Source organism: Candidatus Hinthialibacter antarcticus (assembly GCA_030765645.1).
Classification (GTDB): Bacteria; Hinthialibacterota; Hinthialibacteria; order Hinthialibacterales; family Hinthialibacteraceae; genus Hinthialibacter; species Hinthialibacter antarcticus.
Genome location: JAVCCE010000054.1, coordinates 1 through 15,493 on the forward strand (window position 1 = coordinate 1; position 15,493 = coordinate 15,493).

A 15,493-nucleotide genomic window follows, 5' to 3' on the forward strand; every position below is an offset into this window, starting at 1 on the left:
TGCACAGGCGCTCCCAGAGTTGCATCCATGCCTGATTTGGTTTGTCAATTTGTGAAATGCCGGAGCCCGTTTCTGAATCTCAAAAATGGCCATCCATCACGGTAGGTACTCACTTACCGGATGAACCTTATTTGAATGGTTCTACGCCAAGATCTTTGCATATCTTCTTGGCTAAAATATCTTTGATTTCTGAATGCCTTGGAATCGCGGAGCGTTTATTCAGGGCGGAGTTGTGCCACCATGAATGCTTGCCGCCTTCCCTCAGGAGATCGCATCCTTGGCTACGTAGATAACGTAGTAACTCACTCCTCTTCATATAGCGATAATTTCTTTTTTAAATCCGCTACCCACGGCGGTTAACGCATCTTGGCGGTTGAATTCGAGTGCTTCCTTTAGCGTTAACTCTAATGTTTCCTTTAAATCATCATACGTTTTTTCTTGACAATTAACGCCAGGAATTTCTTCGATCCATCCTATCCACCAATCGCCATCCTGTTTTATAACGGCGGTATATTCATTTTTCATGGACATTGTCTCCATATATCTTTGGATATCATTTTCTCGATATAGGTTAAGAACGAATTATCAAAACACATTTTTGCGAACGATGCGCTTTCAATCTATAGTCACTATTGTAGCGCCTTTTTGAGGGTCAAACGCAATGTCTCTACCTGCCTTTGCCATCATAATACATCTCGAATTTCAAACTCTGTATTGTGAACGATTTAGACGTAGCCCAAGGTATTAGAGCACTGCTCAAAAGGTTGAAATGATTATTGCAGGAAGGCAGGGGGATTTAATGTTTCATACAGAGCAAATAAGTCTTTCAATTCCGTCCAAACTTGTTCATTATAGAGGACCAAGAGATAAAACAGAAAAAGCGATTCTCTGTTGGGAGATCAACTAGAATTAATTTAAGCAATCAAAAAAGGGGAAAAGTTATGAGAAGTTGTCTCGTTTTTACAGCAATTTTTGTTGCGAGCCTCGCGTATAACGTGCAATCTGGATTCGCTCAAGAGAAAGCCTCTTGGAGATTAACCGGTGCGGCCAAGCATGATGTGAAGATTCCCGATATTTTAGGGTATCAAACGTTGCTTTGCGATCCACATATGCACACAGTTTTTTCTGATGGGGCGGTTTGGCCGACGGTTCGAGTTGATGAAGCCTATCGGGAAGATCTCGATTTCATGGCCATTTCAGACCATATTGAATATCAACCTCACAAAGAAGATATACCCACCAACCACAGTCGCGCCTACGATCTAACGATCGGGCCAGCCAAAATGTTGAATCTGTTGATGCCGCGAGCCTCCGAGATTACCCGTAGTACGCCTCCGGGGCATTTTAATGCGATCTTTTTGAAAGATTCAAACGCTCTGGATACCGATGATTTTCTAACTCAAATAGAAATTGCCAACAAACAAGGCGCCTTTGTGTTTTGGAACCATCAAGCGTGGAAAGGCGAAGAACTCGGTTCGTGGCGCGATGTTCATACGACCATTTTCGAAAAAAAATGGCTGCATGGAATGGAAGTCGCGAACGGTGGTACATATTATCCATCCGCTCATCAATGGTGTCTCGAAAAAGGAATGACCATGCTGGGAAGCAGCGATGTTCACCAGCCGTTTTTACGCACAAAAACTTCACCCGACGAACACCGGTCGATGACGTTCGTCTTCGTGAAAGAGCGTACCTTAGAAGGTGTAAAAGAAGCGCTGTTTGCAGGACGCACAGCAGCATGGAATAAAAATGAAGTGATCGGATTGGAAAAGTATCTAAAAGAGATTTTCGCCCAATCAATCAAAATTGGGGATCCTTTCGTTAAAGAGGACGACGTGATGTACGTCGAAATTTCTAATTCGTCTGACATCCATTTCGATTTAAAACGGACCGGTGGAGAAGGGCCGGCGTCGTTCCAGATTCCTGCGCGTAGTTCCGTTCAGATTCGCCGTCAAGCGAAGGGGCAATCTGGAGCAGCTCATTTGAAATATGAAGTAACGAACTTGTTGGTCGCGCCGGGAAAAGGCTTGCCGGTTGAACTGACGTTTTTCGCTGAATAGTTCGCGTTGCGCTCTATTCAAACCAAGCGGAACCACGATGAAAATAGATGGATTCCGTTGGATATTCGGTGTGGTTCTTGCGTAAATTGGATGCTTTTTTTATTTCGCTGCATGTGGCATGGGTACAACTCTGCTTTCTTCAGTGCGGGCTTTCAGGCCCTGATGCACAGGCGTTCCCAGAGTCGCGCCCATGCCTGAATTGGATTGTCTATTTATGACATGCCGGAATACGTTTTTAGAATCAAAATCATGGCAATCCATCCGGTAAGTATTCAATTCCCGGATGAACATTTTTTTATACTGTGAGTTTGCGTAATTTATATGATTCTCATCGTCAATGTTGCTGAATGGGGTGAAGCCCACCTCAAACAAAACTTTCCGTGTGATTGTGGACAGTGGTTTGTAAGCGCATTCGGTGGAAACCAGGAAAAGTATACGACTTGGCGTCCCCGAATTGGAGACGCGATTCCACAACAAAATTTTGATGGAATTGTCATTAGCGGTTCTGCCGCATCTGTTTATGATGATGAAGAATGGATAACTCAACTTTCCAACTGTATTCTCGAATGGAATCGACAGAAACTCCCAATATTGGGAGTCTGTTTTGGCCACCAGTTGATTGCACAAATATTTGGCGGGAAGGTAGAGAAAAACAAGCGTGGTTGGGAAGTCGGCAGTTGTGATCTAGACCTGACTGAGACCGGAAAGAGTGATCTTTTATTTCATTCGGTTCCACCCGGGTTCAAGGTGATGCAATCCCATCAAGATATTGTCACTCAATTGCCTCCTGGTGCAGAGTGTTTGGCTTCTAGCGCGATTTGTGAATTTCAATCATTTAAAATTGGCAACCGCATCCGAACGGTGCAATTTCATCCTGAATACACGGTCGATCAGATGAAATTCATCATGGCCCCTCGCCGTGAAAAACTGGAATCTTCGGGAATTAATTTCGAGAATGCCCTCGTAGAACTTGCTCCAACATTAAAAAGCAGGACAATTTTAGCAAACTTTGAACAATTCTTTGTTCAACACAGGAATGAAATGTAAGGAGATCAATGCTGGTGAGCGAATTAACAACGTTCTCATTTCCAACCTCAATTGTTTATGGACCGGGTTCGCGCAATCAGTTAGGAGAGATTCTAAAAGAACAGCGCATTCAAAAGCCCTTGTTGGTTACAGACCCCGGATTGGTGAAAACGGAAGCCTATACTCTCATTGAACAAACTCTGCAACGCCAAAATATTGATTTTGTTCTGGCGACGGATGTACACCCAAATCCAATAGAAGAAGACATCGAAACATGCGGAGAAATTTTCAAACAAAACAAATGTGACGGCATCATTGGATTGGGCGGCGGCAGCGCGATGGACGCCGCCAAAGTGATCGCTGTTCGAGTGTCGCATGAGGGAGACATAAAAGAGTATGAGGCGCAGGTTGGCGGATATGCAAAAATCAAAGGCCCTTTAGCGCCGATCATAACAATTCCGACTACGGCGGGCACCGGAAGCGAAGTGGGCAGGGCGGGTGTTATCACTTCCCATGCGTTGGGAAGAAAGGTAATTATATTCAGCCCCTTATTGATGCCGAAAAAAGCCGTCATCGACCCCGAATTGACGGTGAGTTTGCCCCCTCATCTTACCGCTGCGACTGGTATGGATGCATTCACCCACAACTTGGAATCACTCACGTCGCCTGAATTCCATCCCTTATGTGATGCGATTGCGGTGGGGGGCTTGGAATTGTGTATTCGTTTTCTTGAGCGGGCCGTCTGTGATGGAAGCGACCTGGAAGCCAGAGGCAATATGATGATTGCCGCTATAATGGGGGCTGTGGCGTTTCAAAAAGACTTGGGGGCCGCGCATTCATTAGCGCACCCTCTTTCAACAGAATTTGATGTACATCATGGATTAGCCAACGCGATTTGTTTGCCTGCAACCATGCGATTCAACCGCGAAGCGGCAACCGCGCATTACGCGCGCGTCGCAAGCCTGTTTGGAAGGCCTGTTCATGCGATGACCGGGTTAGAGGCGGCGGATGCCGCAGTGGAAGAAGTAGAAGCCCTGATAAAGCGAATAGGGATTACTCAACGGTTACGGGATTTTTCGGTTCCAGAAGAATCTCTTGAGATGCTATCTCATAAAGCGTTTGATGATTCGTGCCACAAGACCAATGCCCGGGCCTGTACTCAACAGGACCTATTACAACTGTATAAGGAAGTTTGGTAAAATGAAAACATATCAATTACTCATAAACGGTGAGTGGGTATCAGCCAATTCGGGCAAAACATTCACAACCTATAATCCAACCATTACCGAACCCATCGCTGAAATCGCCCAAGCGGATGAATCCGATGTCCAAAAAGCCGTTCATGCAGCCCGGCAAGCGTTTGAAGAGGGTAAATGGAGCGGTATGCCAGCGTCTCAGAGAGGGAAGTATTTAAGAAAACTTTCCGAACTGATTTATGAAAACCTTGAAGAAATAGCCCAGCTCGAAACCCAGGATGTCGGTAAACCCATTCGCGATTCCCGGGATGAAGTCGCAGCGGCTGCCTATTGTTTTGAGTATTACGCAGGAGCCGCCACGCGCTTTTTTGGTGAAACCATTCCCGTCAGCAAAAGAGGTCTTGATTTTACCTTACGCGAACCGTGCGGCGTTTGTGCGGTTATTGTTCCCTGGAACTTTCCATTCCCAATGGCCGCATGGAAATGCGCGCCTGCGTTAGCGTCTGGCAATACGGTCATACTGAAACCGGCAAGTTACACTCCTTTAACTGCCTTGTATTTGGGGAAGCTGGCATTGGAAGCAGGCATCCCCAAAGGAGTGTTTAACATCATAACCGGGCCAGGAAGCACCGCCGGGGGAGCGTTGGTCGCTCACCCTGAAGTCGACAAGATTTCGTTCACGGGAGAAACTTCAACCGGAGTCGGAATCATGAAGTCGGCGGCGGATTGCATCAAACGGGTTTCGCTTGAGTTGGGCGGAAAATCTCCCAATGTTGTATTTGCAGACGCGGATGTTGAAAAAGCGGCGCGGTCTTCAGTGTTGGCTGTATTTGGAAATTGCGGCCAGGATTGTTGCGCCCGCAGCAGAGCGTTTGTAGAACAAAGCGTTTATGACCAGTTTGTGGAAGCGTTTATAGATCAAACTCAAAAAACCAAGATCGGCAATCCGATGGATGATCAAACTGAAATCGGTCCTATGGTTTCGATGAAGCAAAGAGAGACTGTATGCAATTATATGAAAGCCGGTTTAGATGAAGGCGCTAAACTCGCTTTTGGTGGAGCGCTTTTAGAAGATGGAGAGTATGCCAAAGGTTCATTCTTGCAGCCAGCCGTTTTCACTGGCGCTTCCAATTCCATGAAAATTGCAAGAGAAGAAATCTTCGGCCCGGTTCTTACCGTAATTCCTTTTACGGATGAGCATGAAATGGTCCGTCAGGTGAATGACTCGCCTTATGGTTTGTCAGGCTCGGTTTGGACCAATAATATAAGTAAAGCGTTGCGCACCGTAAAGAAAATCCGATCTGGAGTGCTAAGCATAAACTGCAACAGCAGCGTTCATACCGAAGCTCCATTCGGCGGTTATAAACAAAGCGGTACTGGAAGAGACTTGGGAATGTATGGGCTGCAAAACTTTACCGAAGTGAAGAATGTATTCATCGATATTGGAGAGTAAGTATGACAAAGTCGTCAAGTCTGAAAGAGATCAAATCAATCATTCAAAAAAATGATATTGATACGGTTAATGTTGTGATGCCCGACCATTACGGACGCTTGATCGGCAAACGCGTAACCGCCCGTTATTTTATAGATCACCTCTTTCATGCGGGGATGCATGCTTGCGAATATCTCTTAACTGTGGATATGGATATGGTCCCATTAAACGGGTTTGACATGACCTCGTGGGATGCCGGCTATGGAGATTTTCACGGGGTTGTTGATGAGAATACATTCCGGCTGATCCCTTGGTTGGATGGAACCGCTTTGGTCATGGTGGATTTGGAATGGGAGAATGGGAGCGAAGTGAAAGAATCGCCCCGCAATATTTTGAGAAATCAAATCAAACGGGCGAACCAAGAAGGAATGTATCCTCTTAGCGCTTCTGAATTGGAGTTCTATTTATTCAACGAAACGGTTGGTGAATTGGCGAAGCGGGGTTTCCAAAATCCCACCCCCACTTCAGATTATATTATGGACTATCACATGCTTGCGACGACCCGCGATGAAGATGTGATTCGCAGTATTCGCAATTTGATGACGGAAGCGGGAATTCCAATTGAATTCAGCAAGGGGGAATGGGGACTTGGACAACACGAAATCAACTTGGAATATTCGGATTCGTTAGAAATGGCGGACCGTCATGTGATTTACAAACAAGGCGTCAAAGAAATCGCATGGCAAAAAGGATATTCCGCCTGTTTTATGGCAAAATATGATACGGTGCAAGCCGGGTCCAGTTGCCATATTCATACCAGCATTATGGACAAAGATAAAAAGAAAAACTTGCTGTGGGACAGCAAAAAGAAAAAAGAATCCAAACTGTTCCGCCAGTTTTTGGGCGGATTGCTGAAATATTCACGCGAACTGTTTTTACTGTATTCATTTACGGTCAATTCCTATAAACGATATCAAGCCGGGTCATTCGCGCCGACGCGCATTGCTTGTAGTCACGACAACCGCACGACAGGTTTTCGAGTCATCGGGCATGATGCTTCATTTCGTATCGAAAACCGTATGCCTGGCGCTGACGCCAATCCGTATTTGGCATTTGCTGCCATTCTGGCTGCCGGACTCGCGGGTATTGATGAAAAATTAGATTGTGGAGATATGTTTTCTGGTGATGCGTATAAAAGCGAAAAATTACCAAGCGTTCCCGGCACTTTATCAGAAGCAGTCGAATTGTTTGAAAACAGTGAAATGGCAAAAAAGGCATTTGGTGAAAACATAGTGAAACATTATGCCTTACATGCGAGATATGAATTGAAATCGTGGAACTCCGCCGTGACGGATTGGGAGCGGGTTCGCTATTTTGACCGCATATAACTTCTGTGAGTTTTAGCGGATATGCAAATGATATATAAAAAATAGAAGAGGCGGCTTAAGCCGCCTCTCTGTTGTGAGATAAGCATAGAACACGCAACCGTGTCTCATTCATTGAATGATCAAAATGAATTGATCCGAATCTCAATTTGATTGACCCCCGGATATAACCTTACATTTCCAAAAGAAAGATTTACCGTTTCTCCATTCAGGGTTATCACGTCTTCGGGCGACGTGGATAAAGCAAACTCCGCCGCCATATTAGCCGGGAGTTCAATCCTGTATTTTTGCAAGCGGTTATTCACTCGCTGATATTCGCCTTTGATTTGACCACGCACCGTCGGAAAGACGATTGAACTGTTGGCTAGGTCTCCCATTTGTGGATGTATGCTCGTGATTTTAAAGCCTGGCGTCTTGGGTTGAATTCCCCAAAGGAAGCGGGGAATGATATTTCCCGGAACGGCGCCCCAAGCATGGTTCCAATCCGAGTTGGGTTTATATTTCATGTCCCATGCTTCCATGGTAATTGTCGAGCCGACTTTAATCATGTTCCACCAGCTGCGGTCGTGTTTGGCCCGCATTAAATCGAGCGCATATTTTTCTTCGCCGGCATTGTATAAACCCTCCATCAGATATTGGGCGCCATACACGCTACATGCCATCCCCCGCGATTTCACAAACGCGGCAACCGGCGCAACATATTTTTCCGGCGTAATACCAAACGCCAATGGCATCATGTTGGCGTGTAATGAAGCGTGTGTTGAACCTTCGCCATCGACATAGACGCCGCGCGTTGCGTCAAATAATTTTGTATTAATGGCTTGTTTTACTTTCGCCGCCATTGCGTTAAAATGGTCGGCCTCTTCTGGCTTGTCCAACACGGCGGCGAATTCCGCCATGATGACCATGTTCTGATAAAAGAAACAATTGACCACGGTGTTGATGGGGACCCTATCATAGCCGTCGCGTTCTCCTGGAGGCCAATCGACAAGATCTTCAAGCGGTCTTGATCCCTCAGGAAAGCCCAGTTTTTTCATATAGGCGTCGGTTACTTTCTCTAATTCTGAACTGATCAAACCATCTTCTCTGGCCAGGTCCATCAGTGATTTTTCTTTCAGGCGTTCATAATAGGCGGTCAGCAATTCCGTATCGCCCGTGTAGTAATAATCTTGATAGACCAGCATGGCGGTGTGAAGCAGCCACTCGGTGGGCCATGTCGAATGGTCCATAAAATACTCGATGGTCTGCTTGCTGATTGCGTATTCACGGTCGACGCAATAGTGGCTGAGCAGGTTAATATATGCGTCTCCCTCATAGGGAATCCGCTCGCGATCTCCATCAACGTATAGCCCGGCGAATGACGTCGCCTTCATGCTGTACTTACAGAGTTCCCAGATTTGGTCCAAGGTGGAATCAGAGCTGGTAAACGAACTCTCATCGTTTTTGAAATAATGGAATAGCGCTTTTTGCCGGACATCGTCAACCGACAAACCCTGCTTAGCATTTTCAATCTCGCAATAGCGGAAGGGCGTCACCACGCCAAGCGACTCAGGAAGCGCAACGGCGATCTGGTTGGTGTTTCGCTTGTCCGGGGGGAGTTGCAACACATAGTGATTTTGTTCAGGGGCAACCTGTAATTCAACTTCTTGATAACGAATGGTCCCGCCTGGCTTCTGATCTATTTTTCCGTCTTTGAGTTTTTCGCCCAATCGAATGATGAGCGTCTCTGGCTTGTTGGCTTTGTAGTTTAATTCCAACGTCCCGAAAGCGTCTTTTCCAAAATCAACAAAATAGCCGCCATCGGATGTTTTTTTGAATTCTGTTGGCGGGATATGTTCAATCTGAAAACGATTTTTTGTTGAAACCGTTTTGCCAAATGTTCCGGTTTTGAATGTTTGCACTTCTGAATAATCGGTTAGCCGATTGTCTTTATCCCAGATACGCACCTTCCAATAATAGGTCGTCTCCGGCTGTAACGGACCGCCCGCATGTTCAACATTGATGGATTGGCTGCTACGCGCTTGGGCGCTGTTCCAAACATCGCCGATGTTGTGATTGCTTTTTTCAAGGCTGGATGAGACCAGTATTTGATAGGCTTTCTGCAACACCGCCTGTTTGGGAACAATCCAACTATATTCTGGTAAAGAGTCGGCGATTGCCGCTTGGTCTGGCTCACGGATAAATTCTACTGTCATGCCTTCTGGAACACCAGCGTCAGCCCCTTTGTGCTGTTCAATCAACTCTTCGCATTGATTTCTCAAAGCGACAAGCGTGTCATGATATTGGCTATCTCGCGCCAGGTTTTTTGTTTCTTGTGGATCATCAACCAGGTTGTAGAGCGCTTCAATCGACTTGTCATTCACATAGCGAAAATATTTCCATTGCGCCGTGCGTACGCCTTCGCTGGGTGGAATATTCTCAAATTCCCACAGGTGTTCGACGAGAACCGCGTCGCGTTGCAACGAACTTTTTTGTCCGGCAACGATTGGAACAAGGCTTTTACCTTGGTAACTCTCGGGGCTTTTGGCCCCGGCATACTCAAGAATGGTCGATGGAATATCGACATTCAACGCCATCGCTTCGATGTCCTGGTGTTTGTCAACGCGCGGGTCAAAGATGATGAGCGGCACACGGATCGAATTGTCATACATCAACCATTTGCCAGCCATTTGGCGTTCGCCAAGAAAATAGCCATTGTCTCCCATGACAATAATTACGGTATTATCATCGACACCTTTTTCTTCGAGTTTCTTTCTGAGTTTCGCGATTTCCAGATCAATGCCGCCGATCATACGGTAATAGCCTTTGACGCTGTGCTGGTATTTTTCGGGGGTATCATAACGCCAGCGCCAGCGCGTCCGGTTGAACCCTTCACGCACCATAAGCGGTAATTCGTTGAAGTATTCGTCACCCGCCAGATTGGGGCCGGGCATGGTCATGTCCTGGTATAAGTGGTTCGTTTCTTTTTGCCAGAAATACTGATCGTCGGCATTATCGTGAGCGTGTGGAGCGCTGAAACTTAACGATAGGCAAAAGGGCTGGTCGGCAGGCGATTCGTCAATAAAATCAAGCGCCTTTTCACCAGTGTAGCGCGTCAAATGGACCACTTCGCCGTCTAGTTTTTTGTAGAAATAACCGCGCTGGTCAGGGTAGCGGCCATTTCGGTCATACGATTCATACACGTCAAAGAGGTTTGCATCATCGTTATAATTCACGCCAAACTTGCCAAAGAAACCCGTGTGGTAACCCGAATCTCTCAGCAATTTCGGATAAGAGGTCTGCATGTACTCATCTTGGATCGGCCCTGTTTGAAAGGTGTAACGATGACACCGTTCATATAAGCCCGTAAAAAGGCTGGCGCGGCTGGCGCAGCAAATAGGCGTTGTGACTATCGTGTGTTTGAAAAAAGTACCCTGCCGGGCGAGTTTGTCCATTTCGGGGGTCTGGATAATCGCATTGCCCGCATAACCAAGAGCGTCCCAGCGCTGGTCATCAGTAAGAATAAAGATAATGTTGGGTTTCTTCGCAGACGCCGCCGCAAGAGAAGTGGAGCATGTGATGGTGATGATAAAAATAACAGCAAAGATATATTGCAAGAAGACAGACTTCGGGTCTGCATTATTCATACGTAGCTCTTGTCGGCGTGTAATCATCTGATTTCCCATCATACATAAGAATTAAACTGGCCCAATCGCGATGCTGGGGCGATCAAGAAGGCGCACCGCTTTTATGAAACGCGATGCGCCTATTGATTGCATACTTATTTTTTCTTGGCTGCGGCTAATTTCGCTTTCGCATCATTAAGCAAACCCGAATCCATTGAGGCTTCGATGTATAACTCATGGATCGACCAATAGAGGCCGTCAACTTTTCCGGTCTGTATGATTTTGATAAAACGTGCAGTGCGGTTTGGAATGTCTAACGCAACAACCGGCGTTTCACCTTTTCCTTCAACAACAGGGCCAGACCACGAAATGCCATCGCTGGATAACAACACTTGATAACCGCGCGGGTAGTCGCCGCCTGAATTTTTAGAATCTAAGACGATTTTTTGGATACTGCGCTGCGAGCCAATATCAACCTGGAGCCACATGCCCGGCACTTGCGTTGCAGCGGTGTCCCAGCGCGATCCTTCGTTTCCATCAATGGCATTTTTTACGGCGCCATTGTTGTGTGAGGCGGACAGCTTCCAATCCGACCGATCAAGTTCCGACGCGCTTAGTTTGTTGATTAACGCTTCACAGGCTGAAATCGCCTCGGCTTTCACTTCTTTATCTGACAAATAAGACTCTATCTGCGTTAACGAATTCATATCGACCGTCTTCGCAAGCGCGCCGATCATCATCTTCTTCTCATTGGCGGTTTTGGCTTTCGCCTTCGCCTTGCCAAACCAGGGGCTATCCGGCGGCGTTAATCCGAGCGAATGAATAACCGCTTTGAAAGCAAGCCCTCGCTGTTCTTCCTCTTTGAACTGCGACATGCGGGAGAGTAATAATTCGATAGGCGTATTGTCTTTCCAACTCCCAAGCGCATACAACGCGGCGTTTTGGACAGAGCGGTTTTTGTCTTGAAGCGAATTCGAGACCAGATTGAACGCCTCCGGCCCGCTATATTCAGTCAAGAGGCGAATGTATGACTGCTTGACTTTTGGCGAGGAGTCGGCGAACAGTGATGCAATTTTATCGGTCGCCGCGCTCTTGTCAGCCAATTGTGACGATAACGATTTCGCGACTTCTTCTAAGCCTCGGATATCTCCTTCGTCATCTTTGCCCTGAATTAATTGAAGTACGGTCGGAACATCATTCGCGCCGCCGAGCGTCATCAATGCGTTATAAGCGGCTTGGCGGATACCGGGGCTTTTGTCGCCAGTCAATTTCACGATTGATGAAAAAGCATCCCGCGCATTGCGGTCGGCCAGCGCGTTAATTGCCGACAAGCGCTTTGCTTCATTGGAGTCGCCAAGAAACGCAATCAGCGCACCGTTGACGCGGTCGCCTTTGAGTCGCGCCAGACTGTTTTGCGCTGCTTGCCCCAGTTGTCCGCCCTTGAGCGCGAACGTAATCAAAGGCGCCGCAACACGCGCATTGCCAATCGCCCCCAACGTTTGAACCGCTGCAATTTGGACGGACGCGTTCGAACTCTTCGCCGCATCCAAGACCTCAGCAATTACATTCCCGTGGCCGCGCCTTGCGAGCGCATTCAACACCACCACTTGTGATTCTTCGGGCAATTGCTTCAACTCTTGCGCCAATGACTTCGACGCATCCTCGCCGGGAAGCATCTTTAAAAATGGGCCGCAAGCCGCTTGTTGCAGTTTGGGCTCATTCTCTTTCAGCAATGAAATAACAAGAGGCAGCGATGAATCAGAATCAATATTGATCAAGCCGCCGTAGGCCGCAACGCGAACCTGTGCGGGGTATTCTGGAGACGATAGTTGCGTGTAAACATTTTTCGATAATGCGGCTGATTTGGTTTGCGCGAGCGAGTCGGCGCATAAAAGCAACGCATCGAGTTTATAGGGTTCGAGATCATCGCTTGCGACGAAGTCGCTCAGTATTTTCAACGCGGCCTTGCCGCCAATTCGACCGAGCGCCCGGGTGGTCACTTGTTGCAAGTACGGATCATCGCTTTTCAGAAATTTCGCCAGTGATTTCGCCGCTTTTGGATTGCGGCGTTCTGCGATGGAGCCAATCACGCCAATGAGTTTGTCGCCAGTCAGCGAGTTTAAAGATTTTTTGAATAACGCATCGACTTTTGGAGATTGGATGCCTTGCAAAGCCAAACGCGCCGGATCATTTAACCGGTCGTCTTGCAAAAACTTCCCTAAGGTTTTAACCGACTTCACTGTGCCGATTCGGCGAAGCATTTGACAGACAAACGCGCAGCCGTCAAACGTCGCGCCTTCTGCGTTTAAAACAGAGAGCATCTGGGCTTCAATTTCGCGCAACTGTTTCGGCGTCGCGATGCGAATATTGGCCTCGACGGCTGCGAGCGTTGTTCGGCTTTGCCCATAGGTATAGTTGGCGATTTCATCAATGTTGACCGGTTCCAGCCAAAGGCTAACCCGATCTTCCGTTGGGAAATTTTCAGGGATTTTGTTTAAAGTGACTTTGCCCGTCGCGGCCCATTCGGTCCCACGTTGAAGCGTAAACGCAAAACCAATGCAACGCATCGCATAAACGTCGTGTCCTAATGCGGTGTGGAAAATTCGCCCTTTGCCATATTCGATGGTGAACAAAAGAGGCTCATTTTCATTGGTGAGTTTTGATTTTCCGTAACCCAACAGGTCTTCGATATTGGCGGGGCCGCGCATTTTTGCATAGAGTTCGTCTTTGGCGTGCAACCAAACTTTAGGCAGCCCTTTTGAGATCGGGTGTTTCAAATCATGCATAACAACGGGGTAATCGCGCCGTGGGCCATGAGCGCCGCCTCTTCCGGGCGAATGATCCAAGACGATTTTACCATCGCGGACGCGAACCATCGGGCCAGACTTTTCGTTGCGACCGCCCCAACCGCCCAACGCGATCATTTTGTTGAACTCCAGCCATTCAGGGAACGCATTATCCGCAGCATGGTACGACACAAGCCCGCCGCCGTTTTTGATGTAGTTCTCAAAATCAGTTTGTGTTTCTTTCGACCACAAGTTGCCGTTGTAATTTGATACGACCACGTCGTATTTAGAAAACTCAGGCCGAAAGTTTTTCAAAGAACTGTCTTGGGGCGGCGACGTGGCAACGTCTACTTCAAACCGTCCACAGTCTTCTAGCATATATTTCAAGACGGGAGTGGTCGCCTTCCAGTCATGATTGTTTTGCCCGTCAATAATTAAGGCTTTCAACGGCGCCGCTGAACTGTCAGCAATGAAAGTCAATCCAACGATAAAAAGCGCGACGAATGTATATCGAAACAAGTTCATGTTTTTTTCCTTTATAATTAAGCTAAGGTCCAGGGCTTGCGATAGGCGCGGCCTAAGAGCGCGTTTGCTTCAGGGTCGTCGATGATGGTTTCCGTATCGGGGTTCCAGCGAATTTTTCGATTGAGCAGCATTGTGATTTCGCCTAAATGCCCGACGCTGATGGAACGGCAGCCGGTTTCGGCGGGGCAGATGGTTTCCTGGCGGCTTTTTACGCAGTCCAGAAAATTCTGGAAATGGTCGCGGCTTTGATACAGGCGCGTATCGTTTGGCCCGATGCAGTCTTTTTTTAACAAGTTTTCGTCTGATGCTTCGATGGCGCCTCGATTGACCCAAACCCAGCCATTCTCGCCGATCCACTTTGTTCCGCCCCGGTTTGAACTCGAGATGTTAATGGTGACGCCGGTTTTATATTTGCAGACAAAACTGTAACTCGTAGCGGTGTCATACAAACCTTCGCGGGGATACTCGGCGCTGCCGCTAATTTCAACCGGCCCGGTTTGGTCGTAGCCCATGCCCCAGTGGGCAATGTCGATATGGTGGCCCGCCCAGTCTGTGAGTTGGCCTCCTGAATAATCCATAATCCAGCGCCAGTCCCAGTGGCAGCGGTCTCTACCAAAGTCACAGTATTCACGCCAGGGCGCAGGGCCGAGCCAGCGGTCCCAATCTAAATCTTCAGGCGCGGGCTTCGTTGGTTTGAGGTCCGTTGAACCACCGCCGGGCAAGCCCACTTCGACTGTGTGGATCGCCCCGATTTTCTCATTGCGCACCAGTTCGCACGCATGTTGAAAATTTCCTTCAGAGCGCTGTTGGCTGCCGGTTTGCCATACCCGTCCGTATCGGCGAACCGCGTCACAAATGGCGCGGCTTTCGCGGATGGAGCGCGACAGCGGCTTTTCGCCATAGACATCAAGGCCTCTTTTCGCCGCAGCGATTGCGGGCAGCGCATGCCAATGGTCGGGGACGGCGATCAAGACCGCGTCGAGGTCGTCGCGCTCAAGCAGTTCGCGAAAATCCACGTAAGCGGCGCAGTCGCTATTATCATTAAATTCGTCCACGCTTTGTTTCGCCCGTTTGCGATGCGAGCCGTCAACGTCGCAAACAGCCCGAATATATGCTTCGTCGCGGCGCATAAAATTGCGCATGTCGCCGGTGCCTTGCGAACCGACGCCGATGCAACCCATCACGATCCGGTTGCTAGGCGCGACGTTTCCAAATGTACCCATGGCGGAAGCCGAAATAAACATCGGCGCCGCGAATGTGGATTTCAAAAAGTTTCTGCGAGAAAAATTTGATTGATTCGGCATGAGGCGTTCTCCCTATATTGACTGAAAATGGCTTGACGAGTTGAAAACAACAGTATTTCTATTTCACAAGTCATTATTCTATTATTACTCACCCAAAACCGTACTTAAGGTTCCAGAGCGTTTATCAATGAATTTATCAGAAGCGCTATAAAACTTCAATTGAAGTCCACCGTT

The 15,493-nt window shown here is 47.8% G+C and carries 9 protein-coding genes; 5 read left to right on the plus strand and 4 right to left on the minus strand.

Annotated features, from left to right (window positions below; all coding sequences use genetic code 11):
- Positions 1-312 precede the first annotated feature (312 nt).
- A complete protein-coding gene (locus tag P9L94_12255; GenBank protein MDP8244849.1) occupies positions 313-525 on the minus strand; it encodes a type II toxin-antitoxin system HicB family antitoxin in 213 nt (70 codons plus the stop codon).
- A 584-nt stretch (positions 526-1,109) separates the two neighbouring features.
- On the opposite strand from P9L94_12255, the gene P9L94_12260 reads away from it, so the two are divergent.
- The 5 genes from P9L94_12260 (at position 1,110) to P9L94_12280 (ending at position 7,102) form a co-directional block, all read left to right on the plus strand.
- Positions 1,110-2,060 (plus strand): Sb-PDE family phosphodiesterase, encoded by a 951-nt coding sequence (locus tag P9L94_12260; protein ID MDP8244850.1) that lies wholly within the window; start codon positions 1,110-1,112, stop codon positions 2,058-2,060.
- A gap of 321 nt (positions 2,061-2,381) precedes the next feature.
- Entirely contained in the window at positions 2,382-3,107 is a 726-nt protein-coding gene (locus P9L94_12265) for a type 1 glutamine amidotransferase (GenBank protein ID MDP8244851.1), read from the plus strand.
- A gap of 14 nt (positions 3,108-3,121) precedes the next feature.
- On the plus strand, positions 3,122-4,285 hold the full coding sequence (locus P9L94_12270; protein MDP8244852.1) for an iron-containing alcohol dehydrogenase: 1,164 nt from the start codon (positions 3,122-3,124) through the stop codon (positions 4,283-4,285).
- 1 nt (position 4,286) lies between these two features.
- Positions 4,287-5,735, plus strand: a complete 1,449-nt coding sequence (locus tag P9L94_12275; GenBank protein ID MDP8244853.1) for an aldehyde dehydrogenase family protein — start codon at positions 4,287-4,289, stop codon at positions 5,733-5,735.
- Positions 5,736-5,737: 2 nt separating this feature from the next.
- Positions 5,738-7,102, plus strand: coding sequence for a glutamine synthetase family protein (locus P9L94_12280; protein MDP8244854.1), 1,365 nt, complete (start codon positions 5,738-5,740; stop codon positions 7,100-7,102).
- A 119-nt stretch (positions 7,103-7,221) separates the two neighbouring features.
- Here the strand turns inward: P9L94_12280 and P9L94_12285 are convergent, their stop codons facing one another.
- From P9L94_12285 to P9L94_12295, 3 genes are all read right to left on the minus strand, one after another.
- On the minus strand, positions 7,222-10,725 hold the full coding sequence (locus P9L94_12285) for a family 78 glycoside hydrolase catalytic domain (protein ID MDP8244855.1): 3,504 nt from the start codon (positions 10,723-10,725) through the stop codon (positions 7,222-7,224).
- A 134-nt stretch (positions 10,726-10,859) separates the two neighbouring features.
- A complete protein-coding gene (locus tag P9L94_12290; protein MDP8244856.1) occupies positions 10,860-14,015 on the minus strand; it encodes a HEAT repeat domain-containing protein in 3,156 nt (1,051 codons plus the stop codon).
- A 17-nt stretch (positions 14,016-14,032) separates the two neighbouring features.
- A complete protein-coding gene (locus tag P9L94_12295) occupies positions 14,033-15,319 on the minus strand; it encodes a Gfo/Idh/MocA family oxidoreductase (GenBank protein MDP8244857.1) in 1,287 nt (428 codons plus the stop codon).
- Positions 15,320-15,493: the final 174 nt, after the last annotated feature.

Coding starts and splice junctions, on each gene's coding strand:
- P9L94_12260 (MDP8244850.1), top strand. CDS start 1,110: ATGCACACAGTTTTTTCTGATGGGGCGGTTTGGCCGACGGTTCGAGTT.
- P9L94_12255 (MDP8244849.1), bottom strand. CDS start 525: ATGAAAAATGAATATACCGCCGTTATAAAACAGGATGGCGATTGGTGG.
- P9L94_12265 (MDP8244851.1), top strand. CDS start 2,382: ATGATTCTCATCGTCAATGTTGCTGAATGGGGTGAAGCCCACCTCAAA.
- P9L94_12280 (MDP8244854.1), top strand. CDS start 5,738: ATGACAAAGTCGTCAAGTCTGAAAGAGATCAAATCAATCATTCAAAAA.
- P9L94_12275 (MDP8244853.1), top strand. CDS start 4,287: ATGAAAACATATCAATTACTCATAAACGGTGAGTGGGTATCAGCCAAT.
- P9L94_12290 (MDP8244856.1), bottom strand. CDS start 14,015: ATGAACTTGTTTCGATATACATTCGTCGCGCTTTTTATCGTTGGATTG.
- P9L94_12285 (MDP8244855.1), bottom strand. CDS start 10,725: ATGAATAATGCAGACCCGAAGTCTGTCTTCTTGCAATATATCTTTGCT.
- P9L94_12295 (MDP8244857.1), bottom strand. CDS start 15,319: ATGCCGAATCAATCAAATTTTTCTCGCAGAAACTTTTTGAAATCCACA.